At 60.7% G+C, this 15,476-nt stretch carries 18 protein-coding genes; 1 reads left to right on the forward strand and 17 read right to left on the reverse strand.

The window, feature by feature from the left end:
• The first annotated feature begins 29 nt into the window (after window positions 1-29).
• Window positions 30-1,007: a hypothetical protein gene (locus tag AC5P5R_RS00925; protein ID WP_033833389.1), complete on the forward strand. Its 978-nt coding sequence runs from the start codon at window positions 30-32 to the stop codon at window positions 1,005-1,007.
• A 129-nt stretch (window positions 1,008-1,136) separates the two neighbouring features.
• Here AC5P5R_RS00925 and AC5P5R_RS00930 read toward each other — a convergent pair whose 3' ends face one another.
• The 17 genes from AC5P5R_RS00930 to AC5P5R_RS01010 form a co-directional block, all read right to left on the reverse strand.
• The gene (locus tag AC5P5R_RS00930) at window positions 1,137-1,595 is read right to left on the reverse strand and encodes a hypothetical protein (protein WP_235648785.1); all 459 of its coding nucleotides are present in this window, start codon (window positions 1,593-1,595) and stop codon (window positions 1,137-1,139) included.
• The gene (locus AC5P5R_RS00935; RefSeq protein ID WP_032960331.1) at window positions 1,592-2,050 is read right to left on the reverse strand and encodes a hypothetical protein; all 459 of its coding nucleotides are present in this window, start codon (window positions 2,048-2,050) and stop codon (window positions 1,592-1,594) included. The genes AC5P5R_RS00930 and AC5P5R_RS00935 overlap by 4 nt, the downstream gene beginning before the upstream one ends.
• Before the next feature lie 2 nt (window positions 2,051-2,052).
• A complete protein-coding gene (locus tag AC5P5R_RS00940) occupies window positions 2,053-2,433 on the reverse strand; it encodes a hypothetical protein (protein ID WP_033833387.1) in 381 nt (126 codons plus the stop codon).
• 211 nt (window positions 2,434-2,644) lie between these two features.
• Window positions 2,645-2,902, reverse strand: a complete 258-nt coding sequence (locus AC5P5R_RS00945) for a hypothetical protein (protein ID WP_032960334.1) — start codon at window positions 2,900-2,902, stop codon at window positions 2,645-2,647.
• Window positions 2,903-2,977: 75 nt separating this feature from the next.
• Entirely contained in the window at window positions 2,978-5,623 is a 2,646-nt protein-coding gene (locus tag AC5P5R_RS00950; protein ID WP_033833386.1) for a DEAD/DEAH box helicase, read from the reverse strand.
• Window positions 5,624-5,625: 2 nt separating this feature from the next.
• Window positions 5,626-7,281 (reverse strand): site-specific DNA-methyltransferase, encoded by a 1,656-nt coding sequence (locus AC5P5R_RS00955; RefSeq protein WP_235648786.1) that lies wholly within the window; start codon window positions 7,279-7,281, stop codon window positions 5,626-5,628.
• Between the two features lie 131 nt (window positions 7,282-7,412).
• Window positions 7,413-7,892: a hypothetical protein gene (locus tag AC5P5R_RS00960; RefSeq protein ID WP_313225451.1), complete on the reverse strand. Its 480-nt coding sequence runs from the start codon at window positions 7,890-7,892 to the stop codon at window positions 7,413-7,415.
• Window positions 7,889-8,272, reverse strand: a complete 384-nt coding sequence (locus AC5P5R_RS00965) for a hypothetical protein (protein ID WP_049433826.1) — start codon at window positions 8,270-8,272, stop codon at window positions 7,889-7,891. Before AC5P5R_RS00965 ends, AC5P5R_RS00960 begins: the two co-directional genes overlap by 4 nt.
• A complete protein-coding gene (locus AC5P5R_RS00970) occupies window positions 8,269-8,583 on the reverse strand; it encodes a hypothetical protein (RefSeq protein ID WP_152906219.1) in 315 nt (104 codons plus the stop codon). The genes AC5P5R_RS00965 and AC5P5R_RS00970 overlap by 4 nt, the downstream gene beginning before the upstream one ends.
• Window positions 8,580-8,900 (reverse strand): hypothetical protein, encoded by a 321-nt coding sequence (locus AC5P5R_RS00975; RefSeq protein WP_313225452.1) that lies wholly within the window; start codon window positions 8,898-8,900, stop codon window positions 8,580-8,582. Before AC5P5R_RS00975 ends, AC5P5R_RS00970 begins: the two co-directional genes overlap by 4 nt.
• Before the next feature lie 187 nt (window positions 8,901-9,087).
• A complete protein-coding gene (locus tag AC5P5R_RS00980) occupies window positions 9,088-9,297 on the reverse strand; it encodes a hypothetical protein (RefSeq protein WP_008266166.1) in 210 nt (69 codons plus the stop codon).
• Window positions 9,297-9,881 carry a hypothetical protein gene (locus AC5P5R_RS00985; RefSeq protein WP_313225454.1) on the reverse strand — a complete coding sequence of 195 codons (585 nt, stop codon included), beginning with the start codon at window positions 9,879-9,881 and terminating at the stop codon, window positions 9,297-9,299. The genes AC5P5R_RS00980 and AC5P5R_RS00985 overlap by 1 nt, the downstream gene beginning before the upstream one ends.
• 106 nt (window positions 9,882-9,987) lie before the next feature.
• On the reverse strand, window positions 9,988-11,847 hold the full coding sequence (locus tag AC5P5R_RS00990; protein WP_077684467.1) for an ankyrin repeat domain-containing protein: 1,860 nt from the start codon (window positions 11,845-11,847) through the stop codon (window positions 9,988-9,990).
• A 360-nt stretch (window positions 11,848-12,207) separates the two neighbouring features.
• The gene (locus AC5P5R_RS00995) at window positions 12,208-13,221 is read right to left on the reverse strand and encodes an ArdC family protein (protein WP_313225455.1); all 1,014 of its coding nucleotides are present in this window, start codon (window positions 13,219-13,221) and stop codon (window positions 12,208-12,210) included.
• Between the two features lie 68 nt (window positions 13,222-13,289).
• On the reverse strand, window positions 13,290-13,535 hold the full coding sequence (locus AC5P5R_RS01000) for a hypothetical protein (RefSeq protein WP_049433832.1): 246 nt from the start codon (window positions 13,533-13,535) through the stop codon (window positions 13,290-13,292).
• 62 nt (window positions 13,536-13,597) lie between these two features.
• Window positions 13,598-15,247 carry a DNA primase family protein gene (locus tag AC5P5R_RS01005; protein WP_313225456.1) on the reverse strand — a complete coding sequence of 550 codons (1,650 nt, stop codon included), beginning with the start codon at window positions 15,245-15,247 and terminating at the stop codon, window positions 13,598-13,600.
• 46 nt (window positions 15,248-15,293) lie between these two features.
• Complete coding sequence (locus AC5P5R_RS01010; RefSeq protein ID WP_140222693.1) at window positions 15,294-15,464, reverse strand: ribbon-helix-helix protein, CopG family; 171 nt, start codon at window positions 15,462-15,464, stop codon at window positions 15,294-15,296.
• Window positions 15,465-15,476: the final 12 nt, after the last annotated feature.

Raw genomic sequence — 15,476 nt, forward strand, 5'->3', positions numbered from 1 at the left:
ATGCCTTGCCCCACTGCAAGGAGGCTTTGATGTTGATTCGGGGGGCAGAACCCGTCAGTTGCTTTGGGCTAGCCGGCTGCGATGAGAACGCGGGCACCTATGCCCTGGGATGGTGCCTGGAGCAGTCCGCAGCGCTTCGTGCGGAGCTCTTCGGTGCCATGGGGCTTGATCCGTTGGCACAGGTGGCGCTTTCCAGCCAAGAGTTCGGCATGAAGGATCGCGGGTTCACTGATTTGGAGGTTCTTTCAGGCACGGCCTTTCATCTGGTGTTTGAAGCCAAGCGACACTGGCAGGTGGCCACGCATGCGCAACTTGCCCGGTATGTCCATCGCTTGGCCGACTCGAATGTGCAGCACAAGCGGCTCATCTCGGTCAGCGCGGCTCGGAAGGATTGGGCCGTTAGGCACCTTCCCGCGGACGTCAAGGGCATCCCCGTCGATCACCTCTCCTGGTCTGAAATCCGTGCCATGGCGAAGCGGGCTCATGCTGCGACCAGAAACCAAATCGAACGCTTGTGGCTGGACCAGCTCGCCTTGCACCTATCGGAATACGGAATGACCTCCAACGCGTTTGACTCGCTCGCCTATGTGGTTTCGCTAAGCCGAGACTTGATGCCCAGCTCTCAAGAGCTGACCTGGATCGATGTCGTCACCAAGCAGGGCAAGTATTTCCATCCCATCGGTGGCAATGGCTGGCCCACTGTCCCGCCGGCCTACATCGGCTTCCGCTACCTATCGCAGTTCCGAAGTGTCCACTTCATCGAGCGCGTAGACACGGTTGATCGGCTTCAGGACGTAGACCCGCATTGGCCGGAAACCCATTCTCCGCACTTCGTCTACACCCTTGGCCCCGCGATGCGTCCAGCGACGGTGTTGCCACTGGGGAACATTTACTACACCGCCCGGCACCGGGTCGCGTTGGATCTGCTTCTTAGCGGCAAAGCAGCCACGTATGAGGAGGCGGTTGCGCTCACCAAGGACCGCCAAGCCCAGCGAGGCGAGGCCTGACACCAGGCAAAAAAATAGGCCGGGGATGAGCCAGCAGAAGGATTCCGAGGAACAAGGGATGGGCAGAAGTATGCCCAGCCTCATTCGCAGTGGTAGAGACCCTTGGCCGAAATCCCGTCTGCCTCGATGTCAGGCGTGCGTGGGAAGCTTGACCAGTCCCATCCAGTCCGACTGCCCCGTGGAAGCGCTCGCCATCAGGGGCCCGTGCCCTGGGATGACCTTGAGCTGGTCCACGCCGGCCTGGTCTTGGGGGAAGAACGGGCCGTCTGGGCTGAATATGAAATGGTCTCCCTGCAGCGTGCCGCAGATTTGACAGTGGTTGGCCACGTAGGTCTGGTTGGCCGTCTGCGAGCAGTTGGGCTTGAGCCAGGGGGCCGCGGCCCTGACCCGGGCCATCGTGCCCACGTCCAGCTCGCTGACGTATTTCAGCAGCGATGGGCCGCCTTCCTCGGGATACTCCTCGTCCTCGTTGTCGAGGAACCCAGGCACCCAAATGGCGGTCACCACGATCGACTCCGAGCACTTCCAACAAGTGAACTTGCCCTGCAGCAGGGCGTAGCTGGTGGCCGTGATATTGAGATCGGTCATGGGGACTCGTCCACGTATGCACCGCGATCCCAGGAGCGGTAGCGCCAGGGCAACACTTCCTCCAAGAAGGTGACACGGGGGCTGGGGAGGTTCTTCAGCCCGCCGATGGCGGATTGAATGCCCTTGGCATTGGACTCTGGGACAAAGAGCCAGGGCCTGGCACTCCAATCCAGCGGCACACCGCTGTCCCGAGCCAGGGCTGCCCTGACCCCAGGCCAATGCTCGTCCCACGCCCGCAGACGGGCCAGCAGCGACGGCGCGCGTGCGGCGTAGGTGATTTCGCAGAGGTAGGCCGCCTGCTCCTTGAAGCTGACCGCGACGGCGTCGCAATACCAGTGCGGGCCGCTAGTATCCGGGTTCGCGCCTTCGTTGAGTTGGATGCAGCACTGGCTGTTGACGAACAGCGCTCGGTCGGCGCGCAGATAGTCCAGCACCACACCTTCGAAGTGATCCATCGCTATTTGGGCTCCATTGCGGTTCGCAGCTCTTCCAGCCGCTCGGCTATCTTGGCGCCGGAGAGCTTGCAGCCCCCAGCGCCGCAGACGTCTTTGACCATGACCAAGGAAATGACCGAGGCACGCAGGGGGTCTTTCTTGTTGCGCTCCAGCGCCTGCCATTCGTCTGGCAACGCAGTGAGCGCGGCCGGGGCTTCTTTGCCGGACAGGTATTGGAGGCAGTTTAACGGTGCCCAGGCCAGGCCGATCTCGTTGACCAGCAGGCTGCGCAGCTCGCGTTCGCCGGCCTTGCCTTCTGCCAGGTTCAGCACCGCGTGCGCGGCGACGATGGCCTTCTGCTGGGGGGACAACTTCGCGCTGGGCCAGTTTGTGGTGCGGACCATTTCCTTGCTCTCGACATTCTGGGCATTGCCAACCTAGACGCTCGCCGTATCGCAGCTTGAGACCTTAGCGGAGAACAGCCAACGGGAGGCTACGTGATCCGCCATGCGCTTCAGCCTTCGATCCATATCTAGGATTTCAACCAAGGCATCGCGGGCTCGTATAGCGGGCGATCAACGATCCGAGAATCAGCCCGTGCGATAAGCATCCCGTTTACATCCTTCGCCCGGGTCCATCCTTACCGCCCCCAAGCTCTCTCTTCATCTTGTCGCCCACGGCTCTGTCAAAAACTTGCGCGGCCTTGCTGTAGCGCCCCTTAGCCTGATTCACCAGCTTCCGCTTGAAAGGTGTAGGACTCTCCTTCGCGACCCTTTCAGCTTCTTCAAGCTCTTTTCCAGCCTTATCCATGCTTCCTTTAGCCAAGCGCACTCTGGCTTCAATCTTTCGTTGTTCGATCTCGTCTTCGGTCACACACCCTCCTTGCACTGTATGGTCAAGCGGCCTTCCGGTGTTCGTAATACGGGGGTGAACCCCACTCACACCTGATCATTTAGAGATCGCTGCTTTAAGTTGCTCGGTGATGCTGTTGCCCTTCTCGTCCCGCAGCTGGGCCATGAGGTAGACACCTCGGCCGTTGCTCTTAGCGGCCCATAGCTCGCCGATCATGCGCTTCTCCTTCTCGGAGTCCGCGGAGTAACGGTCACCACCCTTGTATTCAACGACGAGCAGTCGACCATCTTTAAGCCGCGCCACGAAGTCCGGGTAGGTGCGCTGCTTGGACGTCGGCATCCAGAACTGGCTCTTGTCCACCAAGTTGCGAACCCAGAACTCCACCTCATCCAGCTGGTCGATGGCCTGGGCACAGAGGAACTCCTCACCCACCTTGCCCCCAGCGGTCTTCCATTGAAGATCGCCCACGAGGGGGTAGTAGTGCTTGCGGAAGCGATACGTGCCGCCTTGGTAGTAGGCATGCGCCGGATACTGGGTCATGTCCGCCGGGTAGGTGAACATCGCACCGGGCTCGTCGCTGACCACGATGTCGGCGTCGGCACCGAACAGCGCTTGCTGGAAGCCTTCCTTGAGCGCCTCCGCCTTGGCGATCTGAAGCTGCTCGCCGAGCTTCCGTCGGAGCACGAACTGGCCATTGAGCAGTTGCGATAGCGAGAAGCCCCGATCTTCGGACAGCCCGCTGATGGACCGGCGCAACCACTCCCGCAGCACGGGCTGCTTGACCGCCGGATCGCGGATCTTCTGGTCCAGCCAGCCGACCAAGTCCGCTTGAGTGCGGTCCTTGGCAAAGCCCGGCAGGTAGGTATTCACGTCGTCGTCGATCTTGGTGTAGCTCACTTTCGAATCGACCAGGTCCACCTCAAAGGTCTGGCTGTCGACGTTGAACTTGAGGCTGGACAGGTCCGGCGGATAGGCCAGCAAGTCCCAGGTGAAGCCCGGCGGCGTGGCGCCGCTCTCCACGAACTCCAGCTCGCCCTGCTCCATGACCCCCAGCCGCGGCACGCTGAACACCGCGCCGTTCTGGCTAGGGGCTTTGACGGCCTTGGCGGCGATCTGGTGCCGCTGGATTGTAGCCGCCGCTTCCTCGCGCTCCTTGGTTGGCACAGCCTTGGTGATCGCTTCCACGGTGGACTCGTCCACCTCGCCCGTGATCTCCACCGAGCCGCCCTTGCCTTCCTCGTTCGGAGTGAAAACAACGCTGGTCTGGTCCCGAGCAGGGATACCAGTAAGATCCGGTTGTTTGCTCACGGCAATGGTGGTCTTGGGCGTCACGGGAACCGGATTGACCTTGCCGCCTCGCAAGTCCAAGCCGGGCCCAGGTGTGGGATCCGCCAGCACCGCGCCCACGGCCTCCAGCGGGTTGAACCCGATGTCGATGAGCGACTTGGTGAGCTCTGCGGCAGCCAGATTGAACGCCGCAGTGGTGACGTGCGCGTAGGCCTTGTTCATGGCCTCCTGCTTGCGGCGGGTGGCATACGGCATGCGCAGCACGCGGCCCAGCAGCTGCTGGATGTCCTTGTCGCTCTTGACCTGGGCCACCGAGCAAAAGACGTAGGCAAAGGAGCAATCCCACCCTTCCTTGAGCGCTTGCTTGGTGATGATGACCTCGATGGGGCAGTCCTTGGCGAACAGGTCCACCCCGTCGATCTCCCGCTGATCGCCCGTGGCGATGGCAATCGCCTTCTCGGGCACCTTCTCGTTGTCGATGAGGTGCTTCTTGACCTCCTCGACCGTGGCGGTGCCTTTGGCGTTTTCGGCTTGGATGAGCAGGATCGGCCGGATGTAGTCCGGCTCGCCCAGCGCGGTCTTGCCCAACTCGTTGCGGCGGGCCACAGCGCTGCCCACGGCGACTTCCCATTGCCCCACGTGCTCCTTGAGCACGACTGGGAACTTGATCATGTCCGCGCCCTTGAGCTCAAAGGCACTGACGCTGACCAGCACGTTGCTCTTACTGGCTTCCGGCGTGGCCGTGAGCTCCACCACGACCTTGGCACCAAGCCGCTCGTAGACCTGGTAGGACAAGGGCGTGTTGGCATTGTGGGCTTCGTCGGTGATGACCAACGGACCGTGAAGTTTCAGCAGATTGGCAAAGGACGCGATGGCCTTTCCCGCCTTGTTCTGCTCCAAGTAGGGCAAATCGGACACGCTGCCGGCGAAATGGGGCTCTAGGTCCTCGTGGTGCTCATAGACCTTGCGCCCCTCCTGGTTCTCCACGCGCAGCGCGGCCATCGTCGAAATGACCACGCAGACCTTGGTTCCCAGATCAGCGGGGCGGATGTGGGTGAAGTCCTCCACATCGAACACGGCGACCTTGCCCCCGAACGCCTCGTCCAGTTCTTGCCGGTAGGGGTGTCGGGGGTTTTTGAAGGCTTCCAGCGTCTGGGTCTTGATCTGGGTGGTGGGGACCATCCACATGACCAGCGGAAACTCGCGCTCGAGGTAGGCGTCACCTGCCGCCTGGATGATGTGTGCGCCCATGACGGTTTTGCCGCCGCCCGTCGGAATGCGCAGGCACACGTAGGGCGAGGCCTCCAGATGAGGCATGGGTTTGTATTGCGTGACCAGACCGGCATCCACGTTCTTCTCAAACGCGGATGCGGCGCCAGTCAGCCGGGCGTCTTCGAGGAACTGGGCCAGGCTGGACAGGGCCCGCTGCTGATACACCTTGAGGGAGAGAGCCATGCTTAGCGTGCCTTGATGTCGTAGGGGGTCTGTTTGAAGGTGATCTGGAGTTCTTCCAGACGCTCCTTTGGCAAGTCGCAGGACTCCCCGTAGATCACCTTGGGCCCGTCAAAGGGCTGCAGGCCTTTCAACACCCGCTTGGTCAGCACGTTGCCGCCGGTCTTGCTCTCATCGCCCAAAATGCCGTTGAACAGCAGGTAGTAGCCGATCCCATGGTGCTCACCCAGGAACGACTGCTTCGGGGCTCGAGTGGAGCGTGCGGCACCAGTCTCGGCGAACCAGACGTGGGCGGCCAGGTGCTCGAACTTGATGCCGTCGCGGATGTGACCCTCGTCATCGAACACGGGCACGCCGAGCTTGTAGAAGCGAAAGCCACCGCCACCTTTCCAACCGACTTCTTTCGAAATACCTGATTGCTCTCCTTCCACAACGGATACAAGCCTCGCTTGGCAATGGCTTCGCGCCTGGTCACCTCGCTCAATACCAACAAACCTGCGATTGAGCTTCAAAGCAACTGCTGCTGTCGTCCCGCTTCCAAGAAAACTATCGAGAACAAGGTCCCCAGGTTTAGTCGTTAACTCAATGCAACGACGCAGGAGCCGCTCGGGCTTTTTACCTTTCTTAAATGTCACGCCGCCCTCGCCAGCAATACCCTCCCACGAGATATCACTCCAGATATTCGTAAGCATTGAGGAGGCGACAGGCTCTCCATCAATCTCAACAACGTTCTTGCTGTAGAAAAGGATTTGCTGACCGTCCAAGATGTAGACCGTATCGAGCGATTCGCCCCGCTCCAGCTTTAGAACCTCACCAGGTCGACTGAGAGACTCTTTCTTTAGATCAACGATTGCCTGACCCGCACCGGAGTCGCTAATGGATGCTAAGCGGCAGACTTGGCTTGAGTTCTTCAGAACCCACTTGTCGAAGTGCTGGAGAATAGACTTAGGGTGTTTGATCCTTGCGTTCCGTGGCACCTCAGCGTATTTATCGGCAAGAGACGAAAACCTCCATTCACTCTCAGGCAAATCCCGGTTCTCCAGCCAAAGGTTGTAGGCATAGTCAACACCGCGTGGAATGCGGGCACTTACGTCTTCAAACTTCTCTTTGTCCTTGGCATACCAAAGAATGTATTCCGATGCTTTGAATACACCAGGATTGACAGTGCTAAATGCAGAAGGAGAGCGGGCAGCGATAGTTATCCTGTTGACGAAGTTGGACCGGCCAAAAATCTCATCCAGCATCACCTTCGCATAGTCAACCTCGTTATCGTCCAGATGAAGAAAAAGAGATCCCTTCTCTGAAACAAGCTCGTGGATGAGTTCGAGCCTGGCATACATCATTGACAACCAAATCGAATGCTCGAAGTTGTCGTCGTATTTCGGGAACATCGCTCCGGTATTGAACGGCGGGTCTATGTAGACGCAACCAACCTGGCCGGCGTAGTAAGGCAGCAACGCCTTCAACGCATCCAGGTTGTCGCCCTCGATCAGCATGTTGGGAGCGTCCACCTCCCCATAGGACAAGCTTGCCACCGGCTCCAAGAGTCGATAGGGCGTCAGGGCGGAGCGGGTCAGGTCCTCATCACGGTCGGACCAGTTGAGCAGTGGCATCGAATACATCCCCTCGAACAGGCTCCAAGTATCCTTCAACGGGTGCATTTGGGCCAATCCCTAAGGGACCATCCGGCTCTAAATCATTGATCGAAATGAGCTTTGCGAAATAAGAAACCGGCGGGGCTTTAGAGCCTGACGACGCATCGGCACTTGGGCCTGGAGATATGTCTCGGCTACTACGTGCTGAGGCCCGCATTCCTGCAGTAGCGATACACGGCCGAGCTGCTCACCCCGAGCTCCCGCGCCAACTGAGCCCGGCTGACCTCCTTTAAGCGAGCCCGAACCTGGTCCAGGGCCAGCCCCCGCAAGCTGCGCTGCTCCGGCCTTTTCAGGACACGCCCTAACCGAAGGGTTTGGCGGTCCATGCCGATGGTGGCCGGCGACACGCCCAAGCGCTTGGCCACCTCGGCCGAGGTCAGCCCGGCTCGGACCAGCCGCTGCACCTGCTGGCGACGCTCAGCGAGCTCGCGGGCTTGGCGGTCCCGGAACGCCTGCCGTCCGGAACCGGCCAGGCGGTGCCGCCGGACAAAGCGGTTCACGGCTTGGTGGGTGACGCCCAGGCGTTGGGCCAAGGCGCGCTGAGTCACCCCTTCGTCCAGCAAGGATTGAACCTGGGCCGGGGAGCGGCCGCCGAGGAAGCCTTTGCGTGGACTCATCGATCCATCGCCGCCAAGTCGCCCTGAATCTCGGAGGGTGACACACCAAGCGCCTGGGCGATGGCCCCAAGCGTCAGGCCTGCGGTCATTCCGGCGCGAATCGCATACCGCCGCTGACGTGCATAGGCTTGGCGACGCGCCTCCGGCTCGATGGGCATGGCATCGGACGGGTCTACCCGTCGGGCGTGCTCGATTTGATCCCGCTCACCACACGTTTGGCGGTGCGCGGCCAGGGCGTCGTCCACGTCCATGCTGAAAGGCGTGTTGCGTTGGGCAGCGTCGTAGATGGCTTGGATCTCCGCAGGCATGGGGAGCAGCTCGATGCCGTCAGGCCCGGGAAGAACGCCTGGGGCAAACAAGGTGGAAGGCTCGCGGTTCATCGGCCCACCCAGTAGCCCAGTCCCGCGCTAGTCAAGGTGGCCGCGTATAGAACGGCGTCCTCAGCGCTGGAAATGTTGAGGGCCATTACCACCGCCCCGAATGCGAGCGTGAGGACGCAACCCGCGAAGATCCCCCCAAAAATCGCGAAATCCACGTAGAGCGATGCGTCGCGCTTCCCGGCGCAGAATAGGGCCAGCGATTGCTTTACGGTCGGGTAAGTCAACGCGATCATAAAAGAGAGAAACGCCGCCGAGCAGAGAAACACAGCAAGGACCAGCATGGAAAGGACCAGCATCGTCAACGCACTCATCCGCGCGACCTCCCCTTGCCCCAGAAAAAGGCCAGCAGACAGAGCACCGCGACCGTGCCGAGTGCAAAAAGGCCTCCCACGTTGGCGACCTGGTGCCAGACGCTGAAGGTGGCTTGGGCCAGGAATGCGGCGATGACCACCATCCCAACTCCAAACAGCCCGCCATGAATCACGAAGCGGCCGTGCGTGCGGGCGTCTCGCTCACCGCCTCTCACCCGTTGCCAGGCTGCCTTGGCGTCGGCAAAGCGCTTCAGCGTCCAGAGAGGGACCAGGACCATGAGGCCGAGCAGGGTCAGCAAAAGAATCGCGCTCACCATGGGCGGCCTCCCGGGCGACTCCTCAGCGGGCGCGCCTGGAAAGTGAGAGGTTGGCCCCACTGGCTGGGCTTGAGATTCCATGCCATTGGCAGGTGGTGCAGCTCGTGAGGTTGCGCAGGGGAGCAATCCATGCCGTCTAGAATGAGGTGACCGTAATGGTGGGCAATGCTTTTGAATGTGGCTCCCATTAGCGCCGCCCTTTGCCGGTCGTTGCCGCGTTGGCAGAGCGCACGCCCCAGCCCTTGGCTTGGCGCAACCGATCGATCTGGGCTGCTGCTTCGTGAGAAAGGCCCAGGTATCCGCTCTCGTCCATCAAAACGTGGCCTGGAGATTGCTTGAAGTCCTCGATGCTCAGCGCGGCATCGGGGCGCTTGCGGAAAAATGCGAGCCATTTCATCAGCGCTGCCCTCCAACGGCTACATTTTCTCTGCCCGCACCGATGACTACGGATACGGAAGCTGCCTCAAGCTCTGTAATCACTGGCTGCGCGGTCCCTTCGGAGCGGAGAAAAACTTGATCCCCCACCTCAAAAGCCCCCTGCTCGTCGCCCTGCATGTAGAACGGCAGAATGCGGCCAGCGATGCGCAGCGCACATACGCTGTCATCCACACCGTTGTTTCGCGTGTCGCGGCATGGGACGCGCTCATGCGTCACTCGGAGCGTGTAGTAGCGCTGCGCCTCGTCAATCACCCACAGCGTGACGCTTTCGCGTGTTGCGGGGTTCTTCTTCAAGATTGAGTTGTAAGCCGCGTATGGGCCACGGCCCGGCGCTTCCATGGGTTCGAAGGACTGAACCCCGGTGGCGGTTTCCGTGGGGGACGCCTCCCAGGCGTGTGTGACCCTTACTGCGATGGTGTGCGGCGTGATCACGGTGGCATTCACCCCGACGGCAACGGCGACCGAATCGCTACGGGGCTCGGCGGCGCTGGCGGCAAGGGGGAGCAGGCTGGCAAGGGCCAGAGAAAGAATCAACGCGCGCATGAGGCCTCCTTTTTTGAATGGGTTGCACTACCCATAACAAACGGTTTGGTTTGCGCAAGGGGATCGGGAAAAGAAAAGGCGGCTTTCGCCGCCCTTTCCCTTGGCCTTAGAAGCGCGCTCGCAAGCGAGGGGCTTCCAGGGTTTGGCCGTCCTGCCCATGGGCCTTCATGGCCGCACCGACCTGCCGTTGGGCGTCGGCCCCAAACCCGCCTTCCGGTGGCTTCCAAGCATTGGCAGCGGGAAGAAGCTCGTCCAAGAGCTTGGATCGGTTGTGGGCTCGCAGCTCGTTCTCAGCGTTGTTCAAGAACGACTTGGTCTCTCGGTTGCTCGCAAAATCGATGGGCTTCATGCCAGGCTCGTTTCGAAAGCCGTTGACATGGTTGTCAAAGCCTTGCTCGCCGACGAGCTTACACCCCTTGTCCCAGTCCGCCCCTGCGAACACCAGTTCTCGGCAGAGTTCCGTCTTTCCCTGCTTCGCCGCTTCATGGAGGACGCTGTAGCCGGCATAGTTGTTGTAGGCCCAGCCCTCGTCTCCGTCGATGTTGAACGTTCGGTTCCGACTGACCAGTTCTTCGTTGGGATCCACCTGCTCCAGCAGACGTTTGGCGTCGCCGGCCTCAACGAGGGCCACAATGTTGAGCACGCGGTCTTGCTCCTCCTTCGTCTGCTCCGCCTTTTCCGCGGCCTGCTCTTCCGCTTCGGCATCCCAATACCGAGCCTCGTGGTAGTAATCCCGGCTCGCATAAGGGGTTTCCCCCCTGTCGTTCTCTACGTGGTGCTGGGGAACGCCTCGCCCCACCCCATCGACCAACTCTTCCATCGCGCGCTCGTCCGCGGTATGGGCAGGAATGTTTCCCTCCATGTCTTTTGCGTCAACCTGGGCCCCGGCCAACACCAACGCCTGCACCATCTCCCCCGTTTTGACGTAATGAAGCGCGGTTCGGCCCAGCGCATCGGTGTCCCTCACACTACCGCCCTGCCCCAACGCAGCGACAAGCTCGCTGGGCGTCTCGGCCAGGAAAATCGGGTCGGTCGCCGCATCGACGCGCTCACGCGGCGAAAAATCGTCTCGGTGGTTCCGAATACTTTCTCGATAAAGCATAGGATCATGTTTTAGCGCTGGCTCGCCATTCGAGTTCAGCAGGGAGGGATCGGCCTTGGCATCCAGCAAGCGCAGCACAACGCTTGGGTCGCTGGCCAGGTGGAGCGGGGTGTCTCCCCCGTCCGTCCGCAGATTCACGTCGGCGCCGGCATCGATAAGCATGTGGCAATCGCCTTCAAGCCCTCGCTTCGCAGCAACATGCAGAGCGGATTGCCCTTGGCTTAGGGCATTGACATCCGCTCCGGCCTTCGCCAACAGCGCCAAACCTTCCGCAGTAGGTTTTTCGGACCAAGCGGGTTCCCTTTGGTATGTGCTCAACAGGCGATCAAAAGGCGAACGCCCTTGTTTGTCCAACGCGTGAACATCCGCCCCAGCCGAGATAAGCAGTTCCATCTGCCACGGCTCCTGACATTTATGCAAGGCGGAATCGCCGCGCGCGTCGCGATACCCTTTCACATCGGCGCCGTCTTCGATGGCCTGCCTTACCTCGTCCTCGAAGCGACCCTTCGTCTTCAGACCAGCGAAGGCCAAAGTGCTCCCCAACCGATCCGTTGCCTCATCGTTGAACGATGGGGGCGCACTCTGCGATCCCAACCGGGTCCGACTAGAAGATGGGATCGCCCCTTGGGCCTGCAGAGCGCTCTGTTGACCCGACCGGGTCTGATTGGAAGATGGGATCATCTGAGGACGTTCACCGGGTGAAACTTTTACCGGCTCCACCGAAGCCACTGGCCGCTGGCTTGAATCATCCAAGCGCTCCCGGACCGGGGGTTCAGGCGGCTCAGAAGAAGCCACGCCTGGTAGTTCCGTGTCCTTTTGACGGATGAAGGGTCGAAGTAGATTTGAAAAGACGTTGCCAGCCATGGTTCCTCCGCTTGGTGAGTGATACTCATGTCTTAACAAAGAAAGGGGGATGCGCAAGGGGCCGCAAAGAGAAAAGGGGCGGCTTTCGCCACCCCTCTCAACCCAGCGTAAGAAGCTCAAGAAAAAACATGGTGCCTAGTTAGTGATTTCTCAGGTCGGTTAACTAAGCATTCTTTCCACCCCGGCGACAGCAACCACCGGAAACCACCGATACAGCAAGGATAACCACCCAACCACCTTCTATCCGCTCACCCTGGAAAAGTTCTCAGTTAGAAGTAGAGGAATCGGACCACAGCCGGGTCTTCCCCCAGCACATTCATTTCTAACTCGAAACCTCAAAAGGTCAACCCCCTACCTGCGCTAAGCAACCTGGCGTTCCTTGCGTCGCGATGGGGACCTTCGACCGGCTTCCGTCTTTCGCCCCTGCTCCATGTCCTTCTCCTTCTTGACCTGGGGCAGCGGCTCGCGTTCAAACGCCGGGATGTCCAAAAAGGTCATGACCTTCTCCGCTTGGCTGGCTGCGCGGAACAGGGTCCTGGGGTCGTCGGCCAGGGCTTTCATCCAGGACTGCAGGTAGCCGGCGTGCTGTTTTTCGTGTTCTTTCCCCAGGCCGATTCCAAGGCGCTCGGAAATGAACAAACTTGAGAGCTCCGCTACCAGCTCCTCTTTAGCGTAGTCCTGGGTGCCGAACCGGCCGGTCTGATCTCGGTCGAGCCGGTGCTTCGCCCCAGTCCAATGGGCCAGTTCGTGGAGCAGCGTGGCCTGGTAGCTCACGTCATCGCTGAAAGTGTGGTGCTTCGGTAAGTGAATCGAATCCGCGGCGATGGAGTAGAACGCTCGGTTGCCACCGTCGTGATGAAGTTTTGGCTGGTGCTTGTCCAACAACTCCCGCACACGCAAGTGGCGGATCGACTCGGGCATGACGAAGGGCGGCGGGGGCTCGGGCATGCCGTCCATTTGGCTGGCATTGAACACCGTGGCGACGAACACCGATGGCCCTTGGTATCCGTTCTTCTCTTCGCCTTCGGTCAACGGCTCGGCACCGTCTTTGGCTTTGCCGGCCTTGCTGAAATCCCAGTAGGCGATCTGCTGCCCCTTCTCGCCGCGCTTGATTTGGGCCCCAATGCTTTGCGCCTGGCGATACGTCAGCCATCGGTGGTCCTCGTAGCCGTAGGCCATCTGCGCCCCACGCAGGATGAGCGTGTTGCTGCCGCGGTAGGCCTTACCCGTGGTCGGGTTCCAGGGCCCGCTGATCGCGCCGTTCTGCGGGGCATCGGGATCATTCCATGGGCGGCGCCAGGGGATGGTGCCCTGCTTCATGAGGTCAAGCATCCGCTCGGCGGTGGCTTGGATGAGATCGGAATACTTGGACATGGGGTGGTTGCCTCAAATCTTTTTCAACCTCCTGCGCCTCCAAGCGGGTGGTTGTGGGTGGGGTCGGGTCAGAACTCGATATGAAGGGTCAGACTCTTGCGGTGATACAACGCTCGCCGCACCAGCTCGGCGATTTCGTCCTCGCTGCGCAATCCCTGGTCGCCGTCTTTTCCCAGACGGACATGGAGACCAAACCCGCTCTGCACGAGCAAGTATTGCGGGTCCGCTTCCGGTGTCTCTGGGCTCTCTAGATCGGCCAGGCTGATGGCCGATTCGGGGAACGCGTCGTCGGGGATGTGGTTGGGCGATGGCATGGGGGCTCCGTTTTGGTTTGGATACCCCTTTGCAATAGCGCAACGTCGCCGGTTGTAAAGGCCTACGCGGCTTCAGCCATCGGTGCGCCCGACAGGAGGGCGATGGCTTCCATGGCCTCTTTGCTCAGAGGGTCACCCAACGGAACCTCCTCGTCCGGGATGGCCTGGGGAGCCCCGCCCTCCAGGCGCGGCTTCACCCCCCCCACGCGCAGGTTGACCCAGCGCTCGGCCTTCGTGCCCTTCGTCGCCTTCTTTTGCTTCTGCTGGAGCCCCGGCATCCGTTCGCGCACGCGCTTCCAAAGCTCTTCTGCGCCCACCGGCTTGCGCCCCAGCTCTTCCAGCACGTAATCGCGGTAGTCGGCATAGATGTCGTTCTTGTCGGTCCACGTGCCTTCTTCTTCGATGACCATGCGCTCAGCGAAGTAGGACGCCGTGGTGTCCGTCTCTTGCCGGGTCTGCTCGGCCAGCGCCTTGACGGCTTCGGGCATTTCCTCGGGCAGGCCGCCTCGCTCAATGAGGCGCATGGCTCCCTCCAGCAGCCAGTCGATGATCACGGCCATTTCCGCCGGGTCCTCGGTCAGCTTCTTGTGGAAGTCCGGATCGCGGTCCTTGTCGTTCTCGGCCAGGCGCACATTGAAGGGGATCATGCAGATCTTTCGCCAAAAGCCGTGCTCATGACTCGTCACGGAGAACATGGCGTTCAGGGCAAGAAAGAGCGTGCCCCGAGGAACCGTGGTGTAAGCGTCCTTGCCTTTGTTCTCGGCGGACATGGGGTCGCGTGAGATGAGCGCCTTCAGGACCTGCTGGATGGGATCGGAGAGGACCTTGGGCGCCTCTGTCGCCAGATAAAGAGTCTTGGAAGCGAGAGGTGCCATGGCGAACTGCCCATCCAGCTTGTCGATGCGGACCGCAGTGTTCTTGGGGTGGATGGCTCGCAGGACGTGAAGCAAGGTGCTCTTGCCGTTGCTGCCGCTTCCCAGCAACAGGAAGGCTTTTTCCAGGCACATCGGCATGACCGACGACGCCATGGCTTCTTGAAGCAACCCTCGCACGGCCATGTCAGGCATGAAGCGATCCAGATATTTGGCCCACCGCGACTTGGGGTCCAACGGCTTGGGGGTGTAGCGGCCGGACCTCACCTGGTCGAGGTTGAGCTTCGCTGGGACCAAGGAAGTGATCCCGTGTTTGGGGTCGGCCGGCAGGTATTCGATGTAGGCCTTCTTGTTGGCGTCCTTGAGGATCTCCAGGTAACCGCCCTTCAGCGGCACGATGGCCCGATGCTGGCTTTCAGGCAACTTCATGCCAGGCAAGCGGATCATTTCGAGAATGGCCGTCTTGACGCAGCTGGTCGCGCTGCTCTGCTTGGCGTCCTCCGGGGCGTGCTTGCGCATCCAGTCCAACGCGTGGGCTTCTACTTCCCGGGTGGCTTGCAGGGCCCAGATGCCTTCGGACTCATTCCACTGATACAGCGAAACATCGATCTCGCCGTTGTCCATCTTGCCGCCAATGCGGAAACAGTTGGCGCGGCGCATATCGTCGGCATAAGCCAGCTCAAACGAGAGGTCTTCCCCAATAACGCCCAGGTCATCCGTGGCGTCGTTGGGATTGGCATCGGCCCCAAAGACCTTGCCCTTTTTCTTAGGAGCCTGATCAACGGCGTCGCCATTGGCCTCCCCGCCCTTGACAGGGCCAGTCTTCGACTTACTCTTCATGTTGTAATCCCTAGTAGTAAACGCCCCGGTTCGCACCCGGGGTTTTTTATGCCGCTTGACTGGGGCGATGCACCCACTCTTGAAGCGCCTGACGCATGGCCTCGGAAGGGGTTTGCCCACGGGCCACCGCCGTCTCCTCCACCAACGCCTTAAAACTTTTGCTGACCCGGGCCTTCAACAACTCATCCCGTGCGGTCTTTTCGCGTTTCGTCTTCACTGCCTGCTCCGT

Source organism: Stenotrophomonas sp. YJH_SMC_19, assembly GCF_059367915.1.